This window comes from Variovorax sp. UMC13 (assembly GCF_014170375.1).
Classification (GTDB): Bacteria; Pseudomonadota; Gammaproteobacteria; order Burkholderiales; family Burkholderiaceae_C; genus Variovorax.
The window spans coordinates 1-22,929 of the sequence record NZ_LZZW01000031.1; the positions used below are offsets into that span (position 1 = coordinate 1).

Annotated in this window: 21 protein-coding genes; 8 read left to right on the top strand and 13 right to left on the bottom strand. The window is 69.8% G+C overall.

Going from position 1 to position 22,929, the window contains the following annotated elements; all coding sequences use genetic code 11:
• Both tolA and A9977_RS24990 read left to right on the top strand, forming a co-directional pair.
• On the top strand, positions 1 to 876 hold an 876-nt coding region (gene tolA / locus A9977_RS24985; protein WP_183027559.1), incomplete at its 5' end, for a cell envelope integrity protein TolA.
• Positions 877 to 1,058: 182 nt separating this feature from the next.
• A complete protein-coding gene (locus tag A9977_RS24990; RefSeq protein ID WP_183027560.1) occupies positions 1,059 to 1,484 on the top strand; it encodes a universal stress protein in 426 nt (141 codons plus the stop codon).
• 9 nt (positions 1,485 to 1,493) lie between these two features.
• On the opposite strand, the gene A9977_RS24995 is transcribed toward A9977_RS24990, so the two are convergent.
• The gene (locus A9977_RS24995; RefSeq protein WP_183027561.1) at positions 1,494 to 1,811 is read right to left on the bottom strand and encodes a YnfA family protein; all 318 of its coding nucleotides are present in this window, start codon (positions 1,809 to 1,811) and stop codon (positions 1,494 to 1,496) included.
• A gap of 116 nt (positions 1,812 to 1,927) precedes the next feature.
• Here A9977_RS24995 and A9977_RS25000 point away from each other — a divergent pair, with 116 nt between their 5' ends.
• Both A9977_RS25000 and A9977_RS25005 read left to right on the top strand, forming a co-directional pair.
• Complete coding sequence (locus A9977_RS25000) at positions 1,928 to 4,279, top strand: FdhF/YdeP family oxidoreductase (protein WP_183027562.1); 2,352 nt, start codon at positions 1,928 to 1,930, stop codon at positions 4,277 to 4,279.
• Positions 4,276 to 5,388, top strand: coding sequence for a catalase family protein (locus A9977_RS25005; RefSeq protein ID WP_183027563.1), 1,113 nt, complete (start codon positions 4,276 to 4,278; stop codon positions 5,386 to 5,388). Before A9977_RS25000 ends, A9977_RS25005 begins: the two co-directional genes overlap by 4 nt.
• A gap of 3 nt (positions 5,389 to 5,391) precedes the next feature.
• Here A9977_RS25005 and A9977_RS25010 read toward each other — a convergent pair whose 3' ends face one another.
• The 5 genes from A9977_RS25010 to A9977_RS25030 form a co-directional block, all read right to left on the bottom strand.
• Positions 5,392 to 6,939 carry a malonyl-CoA synthase gene (locus A9977_RS25010; protein WP_183027564.1) on the bottom strand — a complete coding sequence of 516 codons (1,548 nt, stop codon included), beginning with the start codon at positions 6,937 to 6,939 and terminating at the stop codon, positions 5,392 to 5,394.
• The gene (locus A9977_RS25015) at positions 6,936 to 7,721 is read right to left on the bottom strand and encodes an enoyl-CoA hydratase/isomerase family protein (RefSeq protein ID WP_183027565.1); all 786 of its coding nucleotides are present in this window, start codon (positions 7,719 to 7,721) and stop codon (positions 6,936 to 6,938) included. Before A9977_RS25015 ends, A9977_RS25010 begins: the two co-directional genes overlap by 4 nt.
• A gap of 10 nt (positions 7,722 to 7,731) precedes the next feature.
• Positions 7,732 to 8,718, bottom strand: coding sequence for a tripartite tricarboxylate transporter substrate binding protein (locus A9977_RS25020; protein WP_183027566.1), 987 nt, complete (start codon positions 8,716 to 8,718; stop codon positions 7,732 to 7,734).
• Between the two features lie 85 nt (positions 8,719 to 8,803).
• Entirely contained in the window at positions 8,804 to 10,279 is a 1,476-nt protein-coding gene (locus A9977_RS25025) for a malonyl-CoA decarboxylase (protein WP_183027567.1), read from the bottom strand.
• Positions 10,276 to 10,944, bottom strand: coding sequence for a GntR family transcriptional regulator (locus A9977_RS25030; protein WP_183027568.1), 669 nt, complete (start codon positions 10,942 to 10,944; stop codon positions 10,276 to 10,278). Before A9977_RS25030 ends, A9977_RS25025 begins: the two co-directional genes overlap by 4 nt.
• Before the next feature lie 189 nt (positions 10,945 to 11,133).
• On the opposite strand from A9977_RS25030, the gene A9977_RS25035 reads away from it, so the two are divergent.
• Positions 11,134 to 12,042: a pseudouridine synthase gene (locus tag A9977_RS25035; protein WP_310936191.1), complete on the top strand. Its 909-nt coding sequence runs from the start codon at positions 11,134 to 11,136 to the stop codon at positions 12,040 to 12,042.
• 4 nt (positions 12,043 to 12,046) lie between these two features.
• Here A9977_RS25035 and lgt read toward each other — a convergent pair whose 3' ends face one another.
• Entirely contained in the window at positions 12,047 to 12,862 is an 816-nt protein-coding gene (lgt, locus tag A9977_RS25040) for a prolipoprotein diacylglyceryl transferase (RefSeq protein ID WP_183027570.1), read from the bottom strand.
• Positions 12,863 to 12,994: 132 nt separating this feature from the next.
• On the opposite strand from lgt, the gene A9977_RS25045 reads away from it, so the two are divergent.
• Together A9977_RS25045 and A9977_RS25050 are read left to right on the top strand one after the other, a co-directional pair.
• The gene (locus tag A9977_RS25045) at positions 12,995 to 14,005 is read left to right on the top strand and encodes a GlxA family transcriptional regulator (protein ID WP_183027571.1); all 1,011 of its coding nucleotides are present in this window, start codon (positions 12,995 to 12,997) and stop codon (positions 14,003 to 14,005) included.
• Positions 14,006 to 14,016: 11 nt separating this feature from the next.
• On the top strand, positions 14,017 to 15,189 hold the full coding sequence (locus tag A9977_RS25050; RefSeq protein ID WP_183027572.1) for an MFS transporter: 1,173 nt from the start codon (positions 14,017 to 14,019) through the stop codon (positions 15,187 to 15,189).
• A 9-nt stretch (positions 15,190 to 15,198) separates the two neighbouring features.
• Here the strand turns inward: A9977_RS25050 and A9977_RS25055 are convergent, their stop codons facing one another.
• A complete protein-coding gene (locus tag A9977_RS25055) occupies positions 15,199 to 16,140 on the bottom strand; it encodes a LysR family transcriptional regulator (RefSeq protein ID WP_183027573.1) in 942 nt (313 codons plus the stop codon).
• A 110-nt stretch (positions 16,141 to 16,250) separates the two neighbouring features.
• Here A9977_RS25055 and ilvD point away from each other — a divergent pair, with 110 nt between their 5' ends.
• Complete coding sequence (gene ilvD / locus A9977_RS25060; RefSeq protein WP_183027574.1) at positions 16,251 to 17,945, top strand: dihydroxy-acid dehydratase; 1,695 nt, start codon at positions 16,251 to 16,253, stop codon at positions 17,943 to 17,945.
• Between the two features lie 40 nt (positions 17,946 to 17,985).
• Here the strand turns inward: ilvD and A9977_RS25065 are convergent, their stop codons facing one another.
• The 5 genes from A9977_RS25065 to odhB form a co-directional block, all read right to left on the bottom strand.
• A complete protein-coding gene (locus tag A9977_RS25065; protein ID WP_183027575.1) occupies positions 17,986 to 18,633 on the bottom strand; it encodes a hypothetical protein in 648 nt (215 codons plus the stop codon).
• Entirely contained in the window at positions 18,630 to 19,727 is a 1,098-nt protein-coding gene (gene zapE / locus A9977_RS25070; protein WP_183027576.1) for a cell division protein ZapE, read from the bottom strand. Before zapE ends, A9977_RS25065 begins: the two co-directional genes overlap by 4 nt.
• Positions 19,724 to 21,151, bottom strand: a complete 1,428-nt coding sequence (gene lpdA, locus A9977_RS25075) for a dihydrolipoyl dehydrogenase (protein WP_183027577.1) — start codon at positions 21,149 to 21,151, stop codon at positions 19,724 to 19,726. The genes zapE and lpdA overlap by 4 nt, the downstream gene beginning before the upstream one ends.
• 3 nt (positions 21,152 to 21,154) lie before the next feature.
• On the bottom strand, positions 21,155 to 21,319 hold the full coding sequence (locus A9977_RS25080) for a hypothetical protein (RefSeq protein WP_183027578.1): 165 nt from the start codon (positions 21,317 to 21,319) through the stop codon (positions 21,155 to 21,157).
• A gap of 345 nt (positions 21,320 to 21,664) precedes the next feature.
• Entirely contained in the window at positions 21,665 to 22,927 is a 1,263-nt protein-coding gene (gene odhB / locus A9977_RS25085; RefSeq protein ID WP_183027579.1) for a 2-oxoglutarate dehydrogenase complex dihydrolipoyllysine-residue succinyltransferase, read from the bottom strand.
• Between the last annotated feature and the right edge of the window lie 2 nt (positions 22,928 to 22,929).

Consider the following 22,929-nt stretch of genomic DNA (forward strand, 5'->3'; position numbering starts at 1 on the left):
GTCGGCCTGGGCCTTTTCCTGGGCTTCGCGGCGGTCCTGCGCTTCTTCCTCGGCGCGGCGCTTGGCGTCGAGCGCCTTCTTTTCCTGGGCCGCCTTCTTCGCGGCTTCCATCTTCTTTTCCTGCTTGGCCTGCTCGATCTCCTGCTCGCGTTCCTTCTGTTCGCGGGCCTTAAGGCGCCCGAGCCTGCCCCCGCCCCGCGTCCGCCCGACATCGCGCTCGAGCGCGAGAAGAAGGCCCGCGAACAGAAGGAACGCGAGCAGGAGATCGAGCAGGCCAAGCAGGAAAAGAAGATGGAAGCCGCGAAGAAGGCGGCCCAGGAAAAGAAGGCGCTCGACGCCAAGCGCCGCGCCGAGGAAGAAGCGCAGGACCGCCGCGAAGCCCAGGAAAAGGCCCAGGCCGACGCGCGCAAGAAGAAGGAAGCCGAGGCCAAGCAGCAGCAACAGCAGCAGCAGCAGGCCGAGGCGGCGAAGAAGAAGGAAGCCGATGCCGCCAAGCAGGCCGCGGCCGACCGCGCTGCCACGCTCAAGCGCATGCAGGGCCTGGCCGGCGCCAGCGGCGACGACAACGCCACCGGCAACGCGCTGAAGTCCTCCGGCCCCTCGGGCAGCTACGGCGGCCGGGTGGCGGCGGCCGTGCGGCCCAACGTCGTGTTCCCCGATGCCGAACTCGTCAACGGCAACCCGGCGGCCGAATTCGACGTGCGGCTGGCGCCCGACGGCACCATCGTGGGCACGCCGCGGCTGGTCAAGTCCAGCGGCCTGCCGGCCTGGGACCAAGCCGCGTTGCGCGCGCTGCAGAAGACCGAGAAGCTGCCGCGCGACGTCGACGGCCGGGTGCCGCCCGCGCTGATCGTCGAACTCAAGCCCAAGCGCTGAGGATGTCCGGCCCCGCGGCTTGACCTGCGTCAAGCCGGCGGGCCGACTGGGGCCCTACGCTCGGGGTCAAGACCGCAGCGTCTTCGGGGGCAAGCGCCCCCGGAGGCATCCGGCTGTGGTCACATGTCGCAGAGGGGCCGTGCCCACGGTCGCACCTCTTCCATGACCTTGAAAGGACTCCCATGAAAATCCTCGTCGCCGTCGATGGCAGCCCCTACACCCAGAAAGCCCTGGCCTACCTGGCCGAGCACCGCACCATGTTCGTCGATGGCCATGAGTTGCTGGTGCTGCACGTCTGCACCGCCCTGCCGGGCAATGTGAAGCGCCATGTGGCCAAGGAAATCGTCGATGGCTACTACGCCGAAGAAGCGGCCAAGGTCTTCGAGCCCGTGAAGAAGACCTTGACCGAGCACGGCGTGAGCGCGTTCACCACGCAGGAGCGCCATGGCCATGCGCCCGAGGAGATCGTCGCCGCGGCCAAGGAAGCCGGCGCCGGCCTGATCGTGATGGGCACGCACGGCCACGGCCTGTTCGGCCGCGCGCTCATGGGCTCGGTGGCCAGCAAGGTGGTGGCCGAGAGTCCGGTCTCGGTGCTGCTCGTCAAGTAGGCTCGTTCTTCACTTGGGCTGGAACATGATCAGCCCCATGCCGGCGAGCGCGACCGCCACGCCGGCCACGTCCCAGGGCGTGGGCCGGATGCCGTCCACGGCCCAGAGCCAGGCGATGGCCACGCCGATGTAGACGCCGCCATAGGCCGCGTAGACCCGTCCCGCGGCCGTGGCGTGCAGCGTGAGCAGCCAGGCGAACAGCGCCAGGCTCAGCGCCGCGGGCAGCAGCAACCAGACCGACCGGCCCTGCTTGAGCCAGAGCCAGGGCAGGTAGCAGCCGACGATTTCGGCCAGCGCGGTGGCGACGAAGAGCGCGAGAGTTTTCATGCGCGCATTGTCGGTGGCGGCCCGTCCGACACCGCGCGGCAGCACTGCCCTACGCGGGCCTTTGCGGCAGTCCGAATACTGCAGGCCATCGGCCGCCGATCGCGCGGCCCCACGAAATGGCCGGCGACGTGAGCGACACCCCCACCTTCGAACCCAACGAACATCCGGCCGGCGGCTGGGGCTCCCTCAAGGCCGTGGCCGGCGTGCTGGCACGCGAACGCATTCCGATCCAGGGTGCCAAGGCGCTGCTCAAGCAGAACCAGCACGGCGGCTTCGCCTGCGTGAGCTGCGCCTGGGCCAAGCCTGCCAAGCCGCACCGCGCCGAGTTCTGCGAGAACGGCGCCAAGGCCACGGCCTGGGAGCTCACCGCCAAGCGCATGCCGCCCGGCTTCTTCCAGGACCACACGCTCACCTCGCTCGAAAGCTGGAGCGACCATGCGCTCGAGGAAGGCGGCCGACTCACCGTGCCGCTGCGCTGGGACGCGACCAGCGACCGCTACCTCGAAGTCAGCTGGGAGGAAGCCTATGCAGGCATCGGCGCCGAACTGCGCGCGCTGCGGGCGGCCGACCCGAAGTCGACCGTGTTCTATGCCTCGGGCCGCGCCTCGCTGGAAGCCAGCTACATGTACCAGCTGCTGGCCCGTCTCTACGGCAACAACAACCTGCCCGACAGCTCCAACATGTGCCACGAGAGCACCTCGGTGGCGCTGCCCCAGACCATCGGCGTGCCGGTGGGGACGGTGACGCTCGACGACTTCGACCAGACCGACGCGATCTTCTTCTTCGGCCAGAACGTGGGCGTGAACAGCCCGCGCATGCTGCACCAGCTGCAGGAGGCACGGCAGCGCGGCGTGCCGATCGTGAGCTTCAACCCGCTCAAGGAACGCGGGCTGGTGAGCTTCGCCAACCCCCAGTCGCCGATCGAGATGCTCACGCCGGCCCAGACCGCCATCAGCACGCAGTACCTGCAGCTGAAGATCGGCGGCGACATCGCGGCCATCAGCGGGCTGTGCAAGGCGCTGATCGCGGCCGACGACGAAGCGCAGCGCAGCGGTGCCGCACGCGTGGTCGACGCGGACTTCATCGCCGAGCACACGCAGGGCTTCGATGGCTTCGCCGCGCGCATGCGCGAGACGCCATGGGAGGCGATCGAAGCCGAATCGGGCCTCACACGCGCGGCGCTCGAACAGGCGGCCGCGGTCTATGCCCGCGCACGGGCCGTGATCGGCATCTACGGCATGGGACTGACGCAGCACCGCAAGGGCGTGATGAACGTGCAGATGGTGTCCAACCTGCTGCTCCTGGGCGGGCACATCGGCCGGCGCGGCGCGGGCATCTGCCCGGTGCGCGGCCATTCCAACGTGCAGGGCCAGCGCACCGTGGGCATCACCGAGAAGCCCGAGCTCGCGCCGCTGGACACGCTGGCCGCGCTCTACCGCTTCGAGCCGCCGCGCGACCAGGGGCGCAACACCGTCGCCACCTGCGAAGGCGTGCTCGACGGCTCGGTGCGCGCCTTCGTCGGCCTGGGCGGCAACTTCCTGCGCGCGGTGCCCGAAACCGCGCGCGTCGAGGCGGCCTGGCGGCGCCTGCGGCTCACGGTGCAGATCGCGACCAAGCTCAACCGAAGCCACCTGGTGCATGGCGAGGTGGCCTACCTGCTGCCCTGCCTGGGCCGCATCGAGATCGACCGGCAGGCGGGCGGCGCGCAGACGGTGTCGGTGGAGGATTCCACCGGCTTCATGCACGCCTCCGACGGCATGGCGGAACCGGCCGAAGCCACGCTGCGCTCCGAGGCCGCGATCATCGCGGGCATCGCGCAGGCCACGCTCGAGCCCAACGACCACGTGCCCTGGGACGCCTGGGCGGGCGACTACGGCCGCGTGCGCGACGCCATCGAGGCCACCTGGCCCGAGATCTTCCGCGACTTCAACGGCCGCTTCCGTGCGCCCGGCGGCTTCCACCGGCCGATCCCGGCGCGCGAGCGCATCTGGAAGACGCCCAGCGGCAAGGCGCAGTTCATCGCGCCCGACACGCTGGTGGCCGACCCCGACACGCCCGAGACCGCGCCGGACGTGCTGCACCTCATGACGATGCGCAGCGACGACCAGTTCAACACCACCATCTACAGCCTCGACGACCGCTTCCGCGGCATCTACGGCACGCGCCAGGTGCTGCTGCTGCATGCGGCCGACATCGCGCGCCTGGGCCTCGCCGAGGGCGACACCGTGACCGCCTGCACGGCCACAGACGACGGCGTGACGCGCGAAGTGGCCGGCCTGCGTGTGACGCCCTTCGACATCCCCGCGGGCTGCGCGGCCGGCTACTTCCCCGAATGCAATCCGCTGGTGCCGCTCGCACACCACGCCGAGGGGAGCCAGGTGCCGGCCTTCAAGGCGATCCCGATCCGGCTGCGCCGCACCGGCAGCCGCCCGCCAGTTTTCACCCACGATTCAAAGGAAATGCCATGAGCGACCCCACCACGCACCCCATCACACCGCTGCCCTACCAGCCGGCATACGAAGCGCTCGAGGACGACGAGGCCGAGACCGAGCGCGCGCTCAACGAGACGCTCTACGAGATCAACGAGACCGTGCGCAAGGACGAGGGCCACGCCTACCGCAGCGTGCACGCGAAGAGCCATGGCCTGCTGTTCGGCGAGCTGCAGGTCGCGGCCGGCCTGCCCGAGATGCTCGCGCAGGGTGTGTTCGCGACGCCCGCCAGCTACCCGGTCGTGATGCGCCTGTCGACCGTGCCCGGCGACCTGCTGGAGGACAGCGTGTCGACGCCGCGCGGCCTGGGCCTGAAGATCGTGGGCGTGCCGGGCGAGCGCCTGCCCGGCTCGGAAGAAGACGTCACGCAGGACCTCCTGATGGTCAACGGCCCGGTGTTCAGCGCTCCGACCGCGAAGAAATTCCTGGGCACGCTCAAGCTGCTGGCGGCCAGCACCGACAAGGCGCCGGGCCTCAAGAAGGCGCTGTCGGCCACCTTGCGCGGACTCGAGAGCCTGATCGAGAAGGCCGGCGGCGAGAGCGGCACGCTCAAGGCGCTGGGCGGCCATCCCGCGACGAACATCCTGGGCGAGACCTTCTACACGCAGGTGCCCATGCGCTTCGGCCCCTACATGGGCAAGCTGCAGCTGGTGCCGGTGTCGCCCGAACTTACGGCGCTGACCGATGCGCCGGTCGACCTGGGCGAGCGGCCCAACGCCCTGCGCGATGCCGTGGTCGCGCATTTCGGCGTCCATGGCGGCACCTGGGAGCTGCGGGTGCAGCTGTGCACCGATCTGGAGAAGATGCCGATCGAGGATGCCTCGGTCCAATGGCCCGAGGACCTGAGCCCCTACCTCACGGTGGCGCGCATCGTGGCCCGTCCGCAGGTGGCCTGGAGCGCCGCGCGCTCGGCGGCGGTGGACGACGGCATGTCCTTCAGCCCCTGGCACGGCCTGGCCGCGCACCGGCCCATCGGCTCGGTGATGCGGGTGCGCAAGGCGGTCTATGCGATGGCCTCGCGCTACCGTTCCGAGCACAACGCAACCCAGGTCGAAGAGCCGCGCGCGCTGAGCGCGCTGCCCGATTGAGGATCAGGCGCGCGCGAACAGACCCTTGTGCTGTTCGCGCAGCAGCGCCTTCTGCACCTTGCCCATGGCGTTGCGCGGCAGTTCGCCGACCACGAAGCAGCGCTTGGGCACCTTGAAGTTGGCCAGCTTCGCCTTGAGCTCGGCCACGATGGCTTCCGCATCGATCTGGGCGCCCGGCTTGGTCGTGACCACGGCCACGCCCACCTCGCCGAAGTCCGCATGGGGCACGCCCACCACCGCGCTCTCGGCCACGCCCGGCAGTTCGTTGATGAAGCCTTCGATCTCGGCCGGGTAGACGTTGTAGCCGCCGCTGATGATCAGGTCCTTGCTGCGGCCGATGATGGTGATGTAGCCCAGGCCGTCGATCTGGCCCACATCGCCGGTCTTGAAGAAGCCATCGGCGGTGAACTCCTCCTTCGTCTTCTCGGGCATGCGCCAGTAGCCCGCGAACACGTTGGGGCCGTCGACCTCGATGTTGCCGATCTCGCCCGTGCCGGCCTCGCGGCTGTCGCCGTTCTCGTCGGCGATGCGCACGCGCAGCTGCACGCCCGGCAGCGCGAAGCCCACCGTGCCGCCGCGACGCTCGCCCTGCACCGCGCTGTAGGGGTTGGAGGTGAGCATCGCGGTCTCGCTCATGCCGTAGCGCTCGAGGATGGTGTGGCCGGTGCGCTGCTGCCAGGCGTGGAAGGTCTCGATCAAGAGCGGCGCCGAACCCGCGATGAACAGGCGCATGCGCTTGCAGGCCTTCTTCGTGAGCCCGGGCTCGGCCAGCATGCGCACGTAGAGCGTGGGCACGCCCATGAAGACCGTGGCCTCGGGCAGCCGCGCCACCACGCGCTTCGGGTCGAACTTGTTGAGCCAGATCATCTTGCTGCCGTTGAGCAGCGCGCCGTGGATCGCGACGAACAGGCCGTGCACGTGGAAGATGGGCAGCGCATGGATCAGCACATCGCCTTCGGTCCAGCCCCAGTAGTCCTTGAGCACCTCGGCATTCGACAGCAGGTTGCGGTGCGTGAGCATCGCGCCCTTGCTGCGGCCGGTGGTGCCGCTGGTGTAGAGGATGGCGGCCAGGTCGTCGTCTTGCTTGCGCGCCACGGTGTGCCGGTCGCTGCACTGCGCAGCGAGTTCGAGCAAGGTGCCGGTGCGGTCGTCGTCGAGCGTGAACACATGGCGCGTGCCCGCGGCCTGCGCGATCGGGCCGACCCAGCCGGCGTTGGCGCTGCTGCACACCACCACCGCCGGCTCGGCGTTGCCGATGAAGTACTCGATCTCGGCCCCGCGGTAGGCGGTGTTGAGCGGCAGGAACACATAGCCCGCGCGCAGCGTGGCCAGGTAGAGCATCAGCGCCTCGACCGACTTCTCGACCTGCACCGCGATGCGCGCGCCCTCTTCCAGGTCCAGCGCGGCGAACAGGTTGGCGATCATCGCGCTCGCGCGGTCGAGGTCGCGCCAGGAATAGAGCAGACCGTCGTCGGTCTCGACCGCGACCGCATCGAGGTCGGCGGGGAAGGCGGCGCGCAGCGCGGCGAAGAGGTTGGCGTGGGTCGTCATGCGGGGTCTCGGAAAACAGGAGGACGTTTGGCAAGGAAGGCGGCGATGCCTTCGCGGTGTTCGGGGGAATCGGCGTAATCGTAGGCCGTGGGCAGCAGGGCTTCGACCCCGCCGCTGTCGACGCCGGCCAATGCGGCCAGCATGCGTTTGTGGGCGCGCGCGGCCTCGGGCGCGAGTGCGGCGATGCGATGCGCATGCACCCGCACCGCGTCGGCGACGGCCGCATCGGGCAGCACCTCGAGCAGGAAGCCGGCCTCCTTCAGCCGGGGCGCGCCGTGCACGCCCGCGGCCAGCAGCATGTCGCGCGCCAGCGCGTCGCCCACCGCGCGATGCACCAGCGCGGCCTCGTAGGGTGCCATCGGGAAGCCGAGCTTGGCGATGGGCGCGCCGAACTTCGCCGAGGCGCCGGCCAGCCGGATGTCGCAGCAGCTCGCGATCTCGAGGCCAGCGCCCATGCAGGCGCCTTCGATCTGCGCGAGCATCGGCACTTCGCAGCCGCGCAGCGCCTTGAGCGCGGCCCCGACCTCGTCTTCATGGAAGACGCGCAGCACGGCCGTGTCGAAACGGAAGGACGGGTATTCCGAGATGTCGCCGCCGGCGCAGAAGGCCCCGCCCTTCCCGCGCAGCACGATGCAGCGCAGGGCGGTGTCGGCCGCGAAAGCTTCGAAGGCCGCACGCAGTTCACGCCACATCGCGCGCGACATGGCGTTCAGGCGCCCCGCATGCACCAGCGTCACGAAGGCGATCGCGCCCTCGCGTTCGACGCGAATCTCACCCGCCATGGTTCTTTCCTTATTCCAGTTTGGCGCCGGAGGCCTTGACCACCGCGGCCCAGCGCCTGATCTCGGCATTGACGAAGCCGCCATAGGCCGCGTTCGTGAGGTTGGGAATCTCCGAGCCGTTGGCGGCCCAGATGGTCTTGAGCTCGTCGGTGGCCAGGGCTTTCTTCATGTCCTCGATGATGCGCGATTGCACCTCGGCCGGCGTGCCCTTGGGCGCCCACAGGCCGTACCAGGTGGTCACGGTGTAGTCGGGCAGGCCCACCTCGGCCGCGCAGGGCACGTCGGGGAAGGCCGGGTTGCGCTTGGCGCCGGCCATCATCAGCGCCTTGATGCGGCCGCCCTTGATGTGCTGCGAGGACGAGCCCAGGCCGTCGAAGCAGACGTCGACGTTGCCCGCGATCAGGTCTTGCAGCATCGGGCCCGCGCCGCGGTAGGGGATGTGCGTGATGAAGGTGCCGGTCTGCTGCTTGAACAGCTCGCCCGCCAGGTGGTGCGAGGTGCCGGCGCCGGCCGAGCCGTAGTTCATCTTGGCCGGGTTGCGCTTGGCATAGGCGATGAACTCCTGGATGGTGGTCTGCGCCACGCGCTTGGGGTTGACCACCACCACCTGCGGCGCGTTGGCCAGCAGCATCAGCGGCATGAAGTCCTTCTCGATGTCGTAGTCGAGCTTGGGATAGATCGAGGGCGCGATCGCGTGGTGCACCGCGCCCATGAACAGGCCGTAGCCGTCCGGCGGCAGCTTGGCCGCGACGCTCGCGCCCAGCGTGCCGCCCGCGCCGCCGCGGTTGTCGATCACCAGCGTCTGGCCGGTGCTCTTGGAGAACTGCGCCGACAAGGGCCGCGCGAAGGCGTCGGTGCCGCCGCCGGCCGGGAACGGCACGACCAATGTAACGGGCTTGGAGGGCCAGCCGGATTGCGCCTGCGCGCCGCCGCCAAGGACGGCCGCGGCCGCCGCGGCCAGGCGCAGCATGTCGCGGCGCTGAAAGCTGTGGTTCATTGTCTTGTCTCCTGTTTTTCTGCAACGCTCATGTGCCGGGGCCGTCGGCACGCCGTGGAAATCGGCCCGTCGAAAAACCGTGCGCTCAGCTCTTGTTCTTGAAGAAGAGCCCGTCGACATCGCCCGACACCGCCACCTTGCCCTGCGCCAGCAGCGCGCGGTGCTTGTCAAGCCGCTTGAGATCGTAGAGGTAGTTGACCATCAGCCCGTAGGCCTGCTTGACGCCCTTGCCCGAGGGGTCGCCAGCCCAGTTGAGGCGCTGCACCCGCGCCCCGTTGCCCAGGTGGAAGCGCGCCACCGGATCGACCGGCTTGCCCTCGACCGTCGCGCGGCCCAGGTACTCGGCCGCGCACTGCATCAGCATCTGGCGCACCGGCGATTTCGCATCCAGCGCCAGCGCATCGTCGGCCGCGGCCAAGAGGCGCTCCGGCGTGGGCGGCAGCGAGCCCAGCGCCCGGCCCAGCTCGGCGGCGCGCTTGTCGTCGAGCCGCAGCAGCATCTCGGCCGCGTGCTTGGCCAGCCAGTGGCGAAAGCCCGGGATCGGCGACAGCGTGGCGAAGACCTTGAGCCGCGGGAGCTCGGCCTGCAGCGTCTCGACCACGCGCTTGATCAGCGAATCGCCGAAGCTCACGCCACGCAGGCCGGTCTGGGTGTTGCTGATCGAATAGAAGATCGCGGTGCTGGCCTTGTCCGCGCTGGCCAGCGCCGCGGCCTCGTCGAGCAGCGGCACGATGCCGTCGCTCAGGTGGTCGACCAGCGCCACCTCGACGAAGATCAGCGGCACGTCGGGCAGGCGCGGATGGAAGAAACCGTAGCAGCGGCGGTCGCTGTCGAGCCGGTTCTTCACGTCGGCCCAGCTCTTGATGTCGTGCACCGCCTCGTACTGGATCAGCTTCTCGATCAGCGAGGCCGGCGAGTCCCAGCTGATGCGGCGCAGGTCGAGGAAGGCGACGTCGAACCAGGTCGAGAACAGGTGTTCCAGTTCGGCATCGAGCGGCACCAGGCGACGCTCGCCCTTGACCTGCGGCAGCAGCTCGGCCCGCAGGTCGATCAGGAAGCGCATGCCGTCGGGGTCGATGGTGAAGCGCTGCAGCAGGCGCGCGCGCGGCGAGGCCAGCGCGCGGCGCAGGTGCACCTCGGCCTGCCCTTCGTCGGCGGTGCCGGCCGCCGCCTCGTGGCGCGCGCGGGCGCTGCTGAGCTTCTTGGCGTCGGGCGCGAAGCGCTCGCTGATCAGCAGCCAGACGTCGCGCCGCTCGGCGGCATCGAGTTCGGCATACCAGCGCATGACTTCGCAGGCGCGCCGGCCGGCCTCGACTTCGCTGACGCGCGCGTCGACCACCGATTGCAGATCGGTCAGCGCGCGCCGCAGCGCCCGCGGTGCCATCGCCTCGCCATGGCGGCGCAGCGTGGCCTCGAGCCGCTCGCTCAGGGTGCGCGGCGGCAGCGGGGCCTTCTTCCTGGCCGGGGCCGCCGCCGTGGTCTCCGCCTCGGGCTCAGCCGCCGGGGTGGCGCCGGGGCGCAGGCGCGACACGCTGCGCGTGAGCCAGGTGGAAGCATTCATGAAGCCAGCCTCGATTTCTGTTGAAGCGCCACGGCGCGCAGGGCTTCGCGCTGGCGGTGGAGATGGGTGCGCATCGCGGCCTCGGCGCCGTCGCTGTCGCGCGCCTTGAGCGCCGCGAACACGGCCAGGTGTTCCGACAGGCTCTGCGCCAGCCGGCCCGGTGCGTTGAGCTGCTGCAGCCGCGCGAGCTTGAGGATCTTGCGCAGGTCGCCGATGGTCTGGGCCAGCCAGCGGTTGTCGGCCAGCGTGATGATGGCCTCGTGGATCACCAGGTTGGTCGCGTAGTAGGCAGTGATGCGCTTGGCCGCGGCATGCTTGACCAGCTTGTCGTGCAGCCCTTCGAGCGTGGCGATGTCGGCATCGCTCGCGTTGCGCGCGGCCTCCCAGGCGCAGCGGCCCTCGAGCAACGCGATCACCGGAAAGATCTCGTCGAGGTCGCGCTCGGTCACCTCGGCCACGAAGCAGCCGCGGCGCGGCTCGTGGCGCAGCAGGCCCTCGGCCGTGAGCACCTTCAAGGCCTCGCGCAGCGGCGTGCGCGAGATGGCCAGCCGCTCGCACAACGCGGCCTCGTCGAGGAAGCTGCCCGGTGCCAGCGTGCCCGCGAAGATTTCTTCCCGCAGCGATGTGGCGACTTCGTCGTGCAGCGAGTTGGCAACGATGCGCATGGTGTAGATAGCCCTGGCGGGTGGATCGGCGTGGGGCGGACGGCCGCTGCAGTGCGGCTCTGCTCGCTGCGTGCGACCCGTAATTTCCGATAATTACGCGTAATTATGGGAACAACAGCGCGTGCTGGCAATGGCCGCGCGCCGGTGGAAACCCTGGCCCGCGCCCACGGGACGGCTACAGTCGAGGCCGTGCGCGCCCCTGCCCCTCCCCTCCCCCTGCCGACCCGCGACGGCGTCGGCCCCAGCTGCGTGGGCCTGCCGCCGGGCGCCTGGCCGACGGTGCTGGACTTTTTGCTGGAACGCTTTCCGGCGGTCGGCTCCGCCACCTGGCTGGCGCGCATCGACGCCGGCGAGGTGATCGACGAGCACGGCGAGACGGTCACGCGGACCTTGCCCTACCGGGCCCACCGCCGCGTCTACTACTACCGCGAGATCCCGGACGAGCCGCGCGTGCCCTTCGACGAGGTGCTGCTGTTCCAGGACGCGCAGCTGGTGGTGGCCGACAAGCCGCACTTCCTGCCGGTCACGCCCGGCGGCAAGTACCTGCAGGAGAGCCTGCTGGTGCGACTCAAGCGCCGGCTGGGCATCGACACGCTGGCGCCGGTGCACCGCATCGACCGCAGCACCGCGGGCCTGGTGCTGTTCAGCGTCGAGCCCGCCACGCGCGGCCACTACCAGCGCATCTTCGCGGAACGCGAGGTGCACAAGACCTACGAGGCCATCGTGCACGGCCCCGGGCCGCGGCCCCTGCCCGCGGTGCACCGCAGCCGGCTGGCCGAGGACCTGGCCTTCATGCGCATGCGCGAGGTGCCGGGCGAGGCGAACTCCGAGACCCGCATCGAGCAACTCGCGGCGCTCGACGGCGGCCGGCTGCGCCTGCGGCTGTCGCCGGTCACGGGCCGCAAGCACCAGTTGCGCGTGCACTGCGCGGCGCTGGGCATGCCGATCGTCAACGACCCGGTCTACCCGGTGCTGCGCGCGGAAGGCGACGAGGACCACGCCCATCCGCTGCAATTGCTGGCGCAGACGCTGGGCTTCACCGATCCGGTGACGGGCGACGCGCGCGTGTTCCGCAGCACGCTGTCGCTCGGCAGTTGAAGGTTCAGCGGCGCGCGGCGCGCGCCGGTGCGCTCAGGTAGACCCAGATGCCGAAGGCGATCATCGGCACGCACAGCCACTGGCCCATGCTCATGTTGAGCGCCAGCAGGCCGAGGAAGTCGTCGGGCTCGCGGAAGTACTCGGCGATGAAGCGCATCGCGCCGTAGCCGATCAGGAACACCGCGGCCACCCGGCTCTGCACGCGCTCCTTGCGGGCGTAGAGCCAGAGGATCACGAACAGCAGCAGGCCTTCGAGCAGGAACTGGTAGACCTGCGAGGGGTGGCGCGGCAGCATCGAGCCGCTCTGCGGGAACACCATGCCCCAGGGCAGGTCCGGGCTCGAGAAGCGGCCCCAGAGTTCGCCGTTGATGAAGTTGCCCACCCGGCCCGCGGCCAGGCCGGTCGGCACGCAGGGCGCGACGAAGTCCATCACCTGCCAGAACGGCCGGGCGCGCGAATGCGCGAACCACACCATGGCGCCGATCACGCCCAGCAGCCCGCCATGGAAGCTCATGCCGCCCTGCCAGACCATGAGGATCTCCAGCGGATGCGTGAGGTAGTAGCCGGGCTTGTAGAACAGGCAGTAGCCCAGGCGGCCGCCGACGATCACGCCCATCACGCCGAGGAACAGGATGTCCTCCACGTCCTTGCGGCTCCAAAGGCCGGGCCCGGTCAGCGAGCGGAAGGGCTCGTGCCGAAGGCGGCGGGTGCCGAGGAAATAGAAGAGCGCAAAGGCGGCGAGGTAGGTCAGGCCGTACCAGTGGATGGCGACGGGCCCGATTTGGAGGGCGATCGGATTGATCTGCGGATACATGAGCATGCGGGCATTGTGCCGTGGCCGCCGTGACGGTTCGCCTACACCCCGCCGGCGCGCCGGCCACCGCGGCAGATTGGCCAGATCCGTGGGCTCGATGTCATTGTGGCCACGGCGCTTTCGGCGCAGACTCGACGCATGCACACGCCGCGCCGCATCGCCTGCCTGCTCTATCCCGAGCTCATGAGCCTGGACGTCGTCGGGCCGATGCAGGTCTTCGCCTCGGCCAACGCCGAGCGCAAGGGCCATGGCCTGCCGCCCGCCTACGTCCTGCAGCTGGTGGGCGCGACGGCCGGGCCGGTGCTGACCTCCGCGGGATTTGCGCTGACCGCCGACACGGCGCGCGACGACCTCGCACTCGCGGGCCTCGACACGCTGCTGGTGCCCGGCGGCGACGGCGTCGATGCCCAGCTGGGCGACGGTTCGCTGCTGGCCTGGCTGCGCGCCGTCGAACCGCAGGTCCGGCGGCTGGGCTCGGTCTGCTCGGGCGCGCTGCTGCTGGCCGCGGCCGGGCTGCTCGACGGCCACCGCGCCACCACCCACTGGTCGCGCACCGAGACGCTGCGGCGGCGCCATCCGGCGGTACGGATCGAGCCCGACTGCCTGCACACCTACGACAGCGCGAGCCCGCAGGACGGCCACCTGTTCACCTCGGCCGGCGTCACGGCCGGCATCGACCTCGCGCTGGCGCTGGTCGAGGCGGACCTGGGCCGGCCGCTCGCGCTGGCGGTCGCGCGCCGGCTCGTGATGTTCATGCGCCGGCCCGGCGGCCAGGCGCAGTTCAGCCACCTGCTCGCACCCGAGGCCTCGCATGCGCCGCGCCTGGCCACGCTGCTCGAATGGATCCCGGGCCAGATCGGCAGCGACCTCTCGCTGCAGGCGCTGGCCGATCGCGCCTGCATGCCACCGCGCACCCTCTCGCGCGTGTTCCAGCGCGAACTGGGCATGGCACCCGGCCGCTATGTCGAGCGCGTGCGGGTCGAGGCGGCTTCCGCGCTGCTGGCCCAGGCGCAGGCCTCGATCGCCACCGTGGCGCGGCTGTGCGGCTTCGCGCACCCGGAGAACCTGCGGCGCAGCTTCCACAAGCACCGCGCCGTGAGCCCGCAGGCCTATGCGGAGCGTTTCGGCACCGCCGCCCAGGCCGACTGAGCCCGCGCCCGATGCTGCTGCTCCGCAATGCCTCGCTGCGCCTGCTGTTCCTCGGCCAGGCGCTCTACTGGTCGTGCTCGATCATCGGCATCACGCTGACCTCGCTGGTCGGCGCCCGGCTCGCGCCCTGGCCCGTGCTGGCGACCCTGCCGCTGGCGCTGCTGGTGCTGGGCAACCTCGCGGCCGTGCGCCCGCTGTCGATGTTCATGCAGCGCCACGGGCGCCGGCGCGGGCTCATGCGCGGCGCGGCCTTCGGCATCGTCGGCGGCGGCGTGGCGGCGGCCGGCGTGGTGCTGGGCAGTTTCCTCGTCTTCTGCGCGGGCATCGCCTGCATCGGCGTCTACCAGGCCTCGGCCGGCTATTACCGCTATGCGGCGCTCGAAGCCGTCGACGCTTCGCAGAAAGGCCGCGCGGCCGCCTGCGTGGTGGGCGGCGGCATCGGCGCCGCGCTGCTGGCGCCGTCCATCGCGCTCTGGTCGCGCGACGCGCTGGCCACGCCCTTCGCGGGCGCCTACCTCGCGATCGCCGCGCTGGCCGCGATCGGGCTGCTCGTCATGTCGCGGCTGCGTGAAGGCGCCGTGCCGCAACCGGCCGGCGGCGGCTGGTCGACGCTGCCGGCCCTGCTGCGGCGCCCGGCGCTGCGGGCCGCCGTCTGCATGACGGCCATCGGCCACGGGCTGATGGTGCTGGCGATGAACGCGACGCCGCTGGCCATGGAGATCTGCGGCCTCTCGCTCGCCTCGGCCGCGCAGGTGATCCAGTGGCATGTGATCGGCATGTTCCTGCCGGCCTTCTTTGCCGGCGCGCTGGTCGACCGCTGGGGCAGCCGGCGCGTGGCGGCGCTGGGGGCGGCCTGCATCGCGGTAAGCGCCTGCGTGGCCCTCGGCGGCAGCACCTTCGCGCCCTTCTTCGCCAGCTCCTTCCTGCTGGGCGTGGGCTGGAACCTGATGATCATCGCCGGCACCACGCTGCTGGGCGAGTCGCATGCGCCCCAGGAACGGGGCCAGGCCCAGGCCCTGATGGAACTCACCAACAGCGGCACCGCCGCGCTGATGTCCTTCGCTTCAGGCGCGCTGCTCCACGGCCTGGGCTGGCCGGCCATCAACCTCGCGATGCTGCCGCTGCTGGCTGTGGCGGCGAGCCTGCTGTGGACCGCCCGCGGGCAGCCGAAGGCCGTGGCCTGAGCCGCCGGCTCAGGCGTCGCCCGCGCGCTCCCGCACGAAGGCGACGAAGCGCGCCAGGGCCGGGTTGTCGAGCGCCGCGGGCCAGACCAGGCTTGTCTCGCAGGCCGGGAACGGCCCTGGCCGGCGTTGGCGCCCCGCCGGCGCGAACTCGGCGGCCGCGCGGTACACCACGCCCTCGCGCCGGAACTGCCGCACGCTCTGCGGCACCCACGCCACGCCCAGCTCGCCCCAGACCAGGTTGACGATGGTCTGCATCTGGATCGCCTCCTGCGCCACCACCGGCGTGCGGCCGACCGCGTGGTAGAGCCCGTAGATCGCGTCGTGCAGCGAGGGCACGATGCGGCGCGGGAAGATCACCAGCGGCTCGGCCAGCACCTCGGCCAGCGTGGGGGCCGCGACCTGCGCCAGCGCATGCCGGGCCGGCAGCGCCAGCACCAGCGGCTCGCGCGCCACCACCAGCCGCTCGAGCCCGGGCGGCGCGAAGCCGGGCGAATGCAGCATCAGGCCGGCATCGAGTTCGCCGCGCGCGAAGGCCTCGAGCTGCACGTCGCCGGTGGCCTCGACCAGCTCCAGCGCCACCTCGGGGCACAGCGCGCGGAACTCGCGCACCCACACCGGCAGCCGCTCGAAGCCGATGGTCGAGACGAAGGCCAGCCGCACCCGCCCCACCTCGCCCGCGGCCGCGGCGCGCGCACGGGCCGGCAGTGCCTGCGCGCGCTCGAGCATGTCGCGCACGTCGGGCAGCAGCGCCTCGCCCGCGGGCGTGAGCGCCACGCGCCGCCGGGTGCGGTCGAACAGCACGATGCCCAGCGTCTTCTCGAGCTGGGCGATGGCCTGCGTGACGGGCGGCTGGGTCATGTGCAGGCGCTGGGCCGCACGGCCGAAATGCAGTTCCTCGGCCACGGCGACGAACTGGCGCCAGGCACGCAGGTCGATCAAGGCTTCATTCATATGCCGAGCATATCAATCAAGCTCCAAAAATGGATTGGAACCAATCAGTCAAAGCGCGGATACTTGGCCCCGAGCCCTCCCCCCACAAGACAACCCACGAGAAGAGACCCATGGCCGACAAACCGCTCCAGATCAACCGCCGCAGCGCCAACATCGTCGAAGGCAAGTCGCGCGCGCCCAACCGCTCGATGTTCTACGCGATGGGCTACGAGGAAGCCGACTTCAAGAAGCCGATGGTCGGCGTGGCCAACGGCCACAGCACCATCACGCCCTGCAACTCGGGCCTGCAGAAGCTGGCCGACGCGGCCATCGAAGGCATCGAGGAAGCCGGCGGCAACGCCCAGGTCTTCGGCACCCCCACCATCTCCGACGGCATGGCCATGGGCACCGAGGGCATGAAGTTCTCGCTGGTGAGCCGCGAAGTGATCTCCGATTGCATCGAGACCTGCGTCGGCGGCCAGTGGATGGACGGCGTGCTGGTGGTCGGCGGCTGCGACAAGAACATGCCCGGCGGCATGATGGGCATGTTGCGCGCGAACGTGCCGGCCATCTATGTCTACGGCGGCACCATCCTGCCCGGCAAGTACAAGGGCCAGGACCTGAACATCGTGAGCGTGTTCGAGGCCGTGGGCCAGAACGCCGCCGGCAACCTGAGCGACGAGGACCTGCTGCAGATCGAGAAGCGCGCCATCCCCGGCACCGGCTCCTGCGGCGGCATGTACACCGCCAACACCATGTCCAGCGCCTTCGAGGCCCTGGGCATGTCGCTGCCCTACTCCTCGACCATGGCGAACCCGCACGACGAGAAGCAGAACTCGGCCAAGGAATCGGCCAAGGTGCTGATCGAGGCCATCAAGAAGGACCTGAAGCCGCGCGACATCGTGACCAAGAAGGCGATCGAGAACGCGGTGGCCGTGATCATGGCCACCGGCGGCTCGACCAATGCGGTGCTGCACTTCCTGGCGATCGCCCACACGGCCGGCGTCGACTGGACCATCGACGACTTCGAGCGCATGCGCAAGAAGGTGCCGGTGATCTGCGACCTCAAGCCCTCGGGCAAGTACCTGGCGGTCGACCTGCACCAGGCCGGCGGCATCCCGCAGGTCATGAAGGTGCTGCTCAAGGCCGGCCTGCTGCACGGCGACTGCATCACCATCAGCGGCCAGACCATCGAGGAGGTCCTCAAGGACGTGCCCGACGTGCCGCGCGCCGACCAGGACGTGATCCGCCCGATCGAGAAGCCCATGTACGACGAAGGCCACCTGGCGATCCTGAAGGGCAACCTGTCGCCCGAAGGCGCGGTCGCCAAGATCACCGGCCTCAAGAACCCGGTCATCACCGGCCCGGCGCGCGTGTTCGACGACGAGCAGTCGGCGCTGGCCGCCATCCTGGCCGGCAAGATCGTGGCCGGCGACGTGATGGTGCTGCGCTACCTCGGCCCCAAGGGCGGTCCGGGCATGCCGGAAATGCTGGCCCCCACGGGCGCGCTGATCGGCGCCGGCCTGGGCGAGAGCGTGGGCCTGATCACCGACGGCCGCTTCTCGGGCGGCACCTGGGGCATGGTGGTGGGCCACGTGGCGCCCGAAGCAGCGGCCGGTGGCACCATCGCCTTCGTCAATGAAGGCGATTCGATCACCATCGACGCGCACAAGCTGGTGCTCGAACTCAACGTGCCCGAAGCCGAGATCGCCAAGCGCCGCGAAGGCTGGAAGGCCCCGGCACCGCGCTACACGCGCGGCGTGCAGGCTAAGTTCGCGTTCAACGCCTCGAGCGCAAGCTCGGGCGCGGTGCTGGACAAGTACTGATCGGCCCCTGCTGGCAGCCTGGCTGCCAGCCCCGCCCCGCTCAGGGCGGCGGCGTGGGCAGCGCGGGCGAGCGTGGCTTGGCGCGCTCGGCGTTGCTGCGTTCGCGGGCCTCGCGGTGCTCCTTCGCCTTCTCGAGCTTGCGCTCGTAGCGCGCGCGGGCTTCGGGCGCCGCTGCCTGTGTGCGTGCGGCCTTGGCCTGCTCTTCCGCCTGCGCGCGCTGCTTGGCTTCGAACCGCTGGCGATTGACCGCGGCCTCTGCGGCCGCGTCCTCGCGGGTCTTGGCGTGGTCGGCGGCGCGCTGCTCGCGCCCCTGCTGCGCCGCCTGCGCGCGTTCGCGCTGAGCCGGATCGTCCTGCGGACGCGGCGCCGCCTCTTCGAGGCGCTTGAGCTGGGCCGCGGCGCGGCGCTTGCGATCGATGTCGCTGAGCGCCGCCTCCTGGCGCTTGATGTCGTCTTCCTGCGTGCGGCGCTTGCGACGGCTGTCGATCAGGCAATCCTCGACTGCGAACTTCTGATAGCAGGCCGCCTGCTCCTTCTGCGTGCGCGCCTCGATCGCCGCGCGCTCCGCCGTCAGGCGGGCCCGCTCGGCGGCCAGGTCCACGTTGCCGTCGGCCGCGGCGGTCTGGGCCATGCCGGGCAGCGCGCCCAGGGCCAACAGCAGCGACAGGAACAGGGTGCGAAGCTTCATGTGAGTCGGGTGTCCACCACGCGCCTTTCGAGCGCGAGGAATTCGGCGGAGTGCATCTCGGTCAGCCGGGAAACGGTGCGCGGAAACTCGTGGGCCAGCGGGCCCTCGGTGTACAACGCCTCCGGCTCCACGGCCGCCGACAGGATGAACTTGACCCGCCGATCGTAGAACACGTCGACCAGCCAGGTGAAACGGCGTGCTTCAGAGGCCCGCGCCACCGTCATCTGGGGCACGTCGGACAGCAGCACCGTGTGGAACTGGGTCGCGATCTCGAGGTAGTCGTTCTGCGAGCGCGGGCCGCCGCACAAGGTCCTGAAATCGAACCAGACCACGCCCCCCGCCTTGCGCCGCGCACGGATCTCGCGCGCCTCGATGTGCAGCACCGGGTCTTCGTCCGCGGACTCCGCCAGCCGATCGAAGGCCTGCGTCATCTCCGCGTCGGCCTCGGGGCCGTTGGGCGTCAGGTAGAGCCGCAGCTGCTCCAGCGTGCGGTGCCGGTAGTCGGTGCCGTTGTCCACGCTGATGACTTCCAGCTTCTCGTTGAGCAGCGCGATCGCGGGCAGGATGCGGTCGCGGTGCAGGCCGTCCGGGTACAGGTCGTCGGGCTTGAAGTTGGAGGTGGTGACGAAGCCCACGCCGTTCTCGAACAACGCGGCCAGCAGCCGGTGCAGGATCATGGCGTCGGTGATGTCCGCCACATGGAACTCGTCGAAGCAGATCAGCTTGAAGCGCTTGGACATGCGCCGGCCGAGTTCGTCCAGCGGATTGACCGTGCCCTGCAGGTCGGCCAGCTCGCGGTGCACCTCGCGCATGAACTCGTGGAAGTGCAGCCGCGTCTTGCGCTTGATCGGCACCGCGTTGAAGAAGCAATCCATGAGGAAGCTCTTGCCGCGGCCCACGCCACCGTACATGTAGACGCCGCGCGGCACCTCCGGCCGGTTGATCAGCTTCTTCAGCGCGTTGGAGCGCTGCGCCTTGTAATCGGCCCACTCGCTGGCGCAGCGCTCCAGCGCGTCCACCGCGCGCAGTTGCGCGGGGTCGCTCTGGAAGCCGCGAGCAACAAGCTCGGCCTCGTAGGCTTTCTTGACGCTCAAAAGTTCAGCGTGCGCTTGTCGACCGCCAATGCCGCTTCCTTGGTCGCTTCGGACAGCGACGGGTGGGCGTGGCAGATGCGGGCGATGTCCTCGGCGCTGGCCTTGAACTCCATCGCCACCACGGCTTCGGAGATCAGCTCGCTGACCTGCGGGCCGACCATGTGCACGCCCAGGATCTCGTCGGTGGCGGCATCGGCGAGGAACTTGACCATGCCGGTGGTGTCGCCCAGCGCGCGCGCGCGGCCGTTGGCCAGGAAGGGGAAGGTGCCGGCCTTGTAGGCGCGGCCCGAAGCCTTGAGCTGCTGCTCGGTCTGGCCCACCCAGGCGATCTCGGGCGAGGTGTAGATGACCCAGGGGATGGTGTTGAAGTTGACGTGACCGTGCTGGCCCGCGATGCGCTCGGCCACCGCCACGCCCTCTTCTTCCGCCTTGTGCGCCAGCATCGGGCCGCGCACCACGTCGCCGATCGCCCAGACGTTGGGCAGGTTGGTCTTGCACTCGTCGTCGACGTTGATCGCACCGCGCTCGTCCAGCGCCAGGCCCACGGCTTCGGCGTTCAGGCCGATGGTGTTGGGCACGCGGCCGATCGAGACGATCAGCTTGTCGACGTCGAGCGACACCGCTTCGCCCTTGGCATTGGTGTAGGCGACGTTCACACCCTTCTTGCCCGACTTGATCTCGCCGACCTTGACGCCGAGTTCGATTTTCAGGCCCTGCTTGTCGAAGGCCTTCTTGGCTTCCTTGGCAATCTGCTCGTCGACCGCGCCCAGGAAGGTCGGCAGGCCTTCGAGCACCGTGACGTCCGAGCCGAGGCGGCGCCAGACCGAGCCCATTTCCAGGCCGATCACGCCCGAGCCGATCAGCGCGAGCTTCTTCGGCACGTCGCCGACGCGCAGCGCGCCGTCGTTCGACAGGATGTTCTCCTCATCGAAGGGCGTGCCGGGCAGCGCGCGGGCGTTGGAGCCCGTGGCCACGACGATGTGCTTGCCGACGATGGATTCCTCGGCCGCACCCGCGACCTTGATCTCGTAGCTGCCCTCGGCCGCCTTCACGAAGGAGGCGCGGCCATGGAAGGAGGTGATCTTGTTCTTCTTGAACAGGTAGGTGATGCCGTCGTTGTTCTGCTTCACGACCTGGTCCTTGCGGGCCAGCATCTTGGCGACGTCGAGCTCCAGGCCCTTGACGTTGATGCCGTGGTCGGCAAAGTGCTTGCCGGCGTGCTCGTAGTGCTCCGACGACTGCAGCAGCGCCTTCGAGGGGATGCAGCCGACGTTGGTGCAGGTGCCGCCCAGCGCGGGGCCGCCCTTGGCGTTCTTCCATTCGTCGACGCAGGCCACGTTGAAGCCCAGTTGGGCCGCGCGGATGGCGGCGATGTAGCCGCCGGGGCCACCACCGATGACGATGACGTCGAATTGCTTGCTCATGTTTCAGTCCAGTTTCTTGAGTTCGAATGCGCCCGCATGCAGGGCGATTCCAAAGACACCCGTCTTGACGCGCAGGGTTTCCTGCTTCGGGCCTTCGGGGCCGAAGGCGACCGTGCTGTCGGGTGTGGTCTTGCAAAGGAAGAGATGGCCGCCGTCCAGGCATTCCATGCGACCGGCCGCGTGCAGGGCCGTCCAGCCCCACTCGGCGTATTCACGCGGCAGGAAGCGGCGCAGCGGCTCGCTCTTCTCGCCGCCGCCGCTGCCCTCGGCCAGGGTCCAGCGGGCCAGGCCGCCTGGTAGCGTTCCACCAGCTTGGCGGGGTCGGCATCGGGCGCTCGGGCGATCGTCAGCTGCGACGGCTCGCCGCCTGGACGCTCGCGGGCGGCCTGGGTGTTGGCCACCCATTCATGCCGGTAGAGGCCGCTCCACGCATCGCGCTCCACCGCCCCGGCCGAAGCCGAAGCGCCGATCGCGCAGAGCATGACAACGGCCAGGCGGCGCATTGCGTTCGAATCAGATGTCGAACAGCAAGCGCGAAGGATCTTCCAGCGCTTCCTTCATCGCGACCAGGCCCAGCACGGCTTCACGGCCGTCGATGATGCGGTGGTCGTAGCTCATGGCCAGGTAGTTCATCGGGCGGATCACGATCTGGCCGTTCTCCACCACCGCGCGGTCCTTGGTCGCGTGCACGCCCAGGATGGCCGACTGCGGCGGGTTGATGATGGGCGTCGACAGCATCGAGCCGAAGGTGCCGCCGTTGCTGATGGAGAAGGTGCCACCGGTCATCTCTTCGATGCCCAGCTTGCCGTCCTTGGCCTTCTGGCCGAACTCGGCGATCTTCTTCTCGATCTCGGCGAAGCTCATCTGGTCGGCGTTGCGCAGGATCGGCACCACCAGGCCGCGCGGCGAACCCACCGCGATGCCGATGTCGAAGTAGCCGTGGTAGACGATGTCGTTGCCGTCGACCGAGGCGTTGATCACCGGGTACTTCTTGAGCGCATGCACCGCGGCCTTCACGAAGAAGCTCATGAAGCCGATCTTCACGCCGTGTTCCTTGGTGAACGCATCCTGGAACTTCTTGCGCATCTCCATGACCGGGGCCATGTTGACTTCGTTGAAGGTGGTCAGGATGGCGTTGGTCGACTGCGACTGCAGCAGACGCTCGGCGATGCGCGCGCGCAGGCGGCTCATCGGCACGCGCTGTTCGGGACGCTCGCCCAGGTCCTTGGGGCTCGCGGGTGCGGCGACCTGCTGCAGCGCGGGCTTGGCGGCCGGCGCGGCGGCCGGTGCCTTGGCGGTCGTGCCCGAGGCCACGGCGCCGAGCACGTCGCCCTTGGTCACGCGGCCGTCCTTGCCCGTGCCGGCCACGTCGCCGGTCGTCAGGTTGTTGTCGGCCAGCAGCTTGGCCGCGGCGGGCATCGCGACGTCGGACTTGGCACCACCGGTGGCGGCCGCGGCGGCTTGCGCCGGTGCGGGAGCCGCGGCAGCCGGTGCGGGCGCAGCGGCGGGTGCGGGTGCAGCCGCGCCGGCCTTGCCTTCGGTGTCGATCTTGGCGATCAGCTGATCGGCCACGACGGTGGCGCCGTCGCCCTGGACGATCTCGGCCAGCACGCCGGCCGAGGGTGCGGGCACCTCCAGCACGACCTTGTCGGTCTCGATCTCGATCAGGATTTCATCGACGGCGACGGCCTCGCCCGGCTTCTTCTTCCAGGTGAGCATGGTGGCCTCGGCCACGGATTCGGACAACTGGGGGACTTTGACTTCAACGATAGACATTT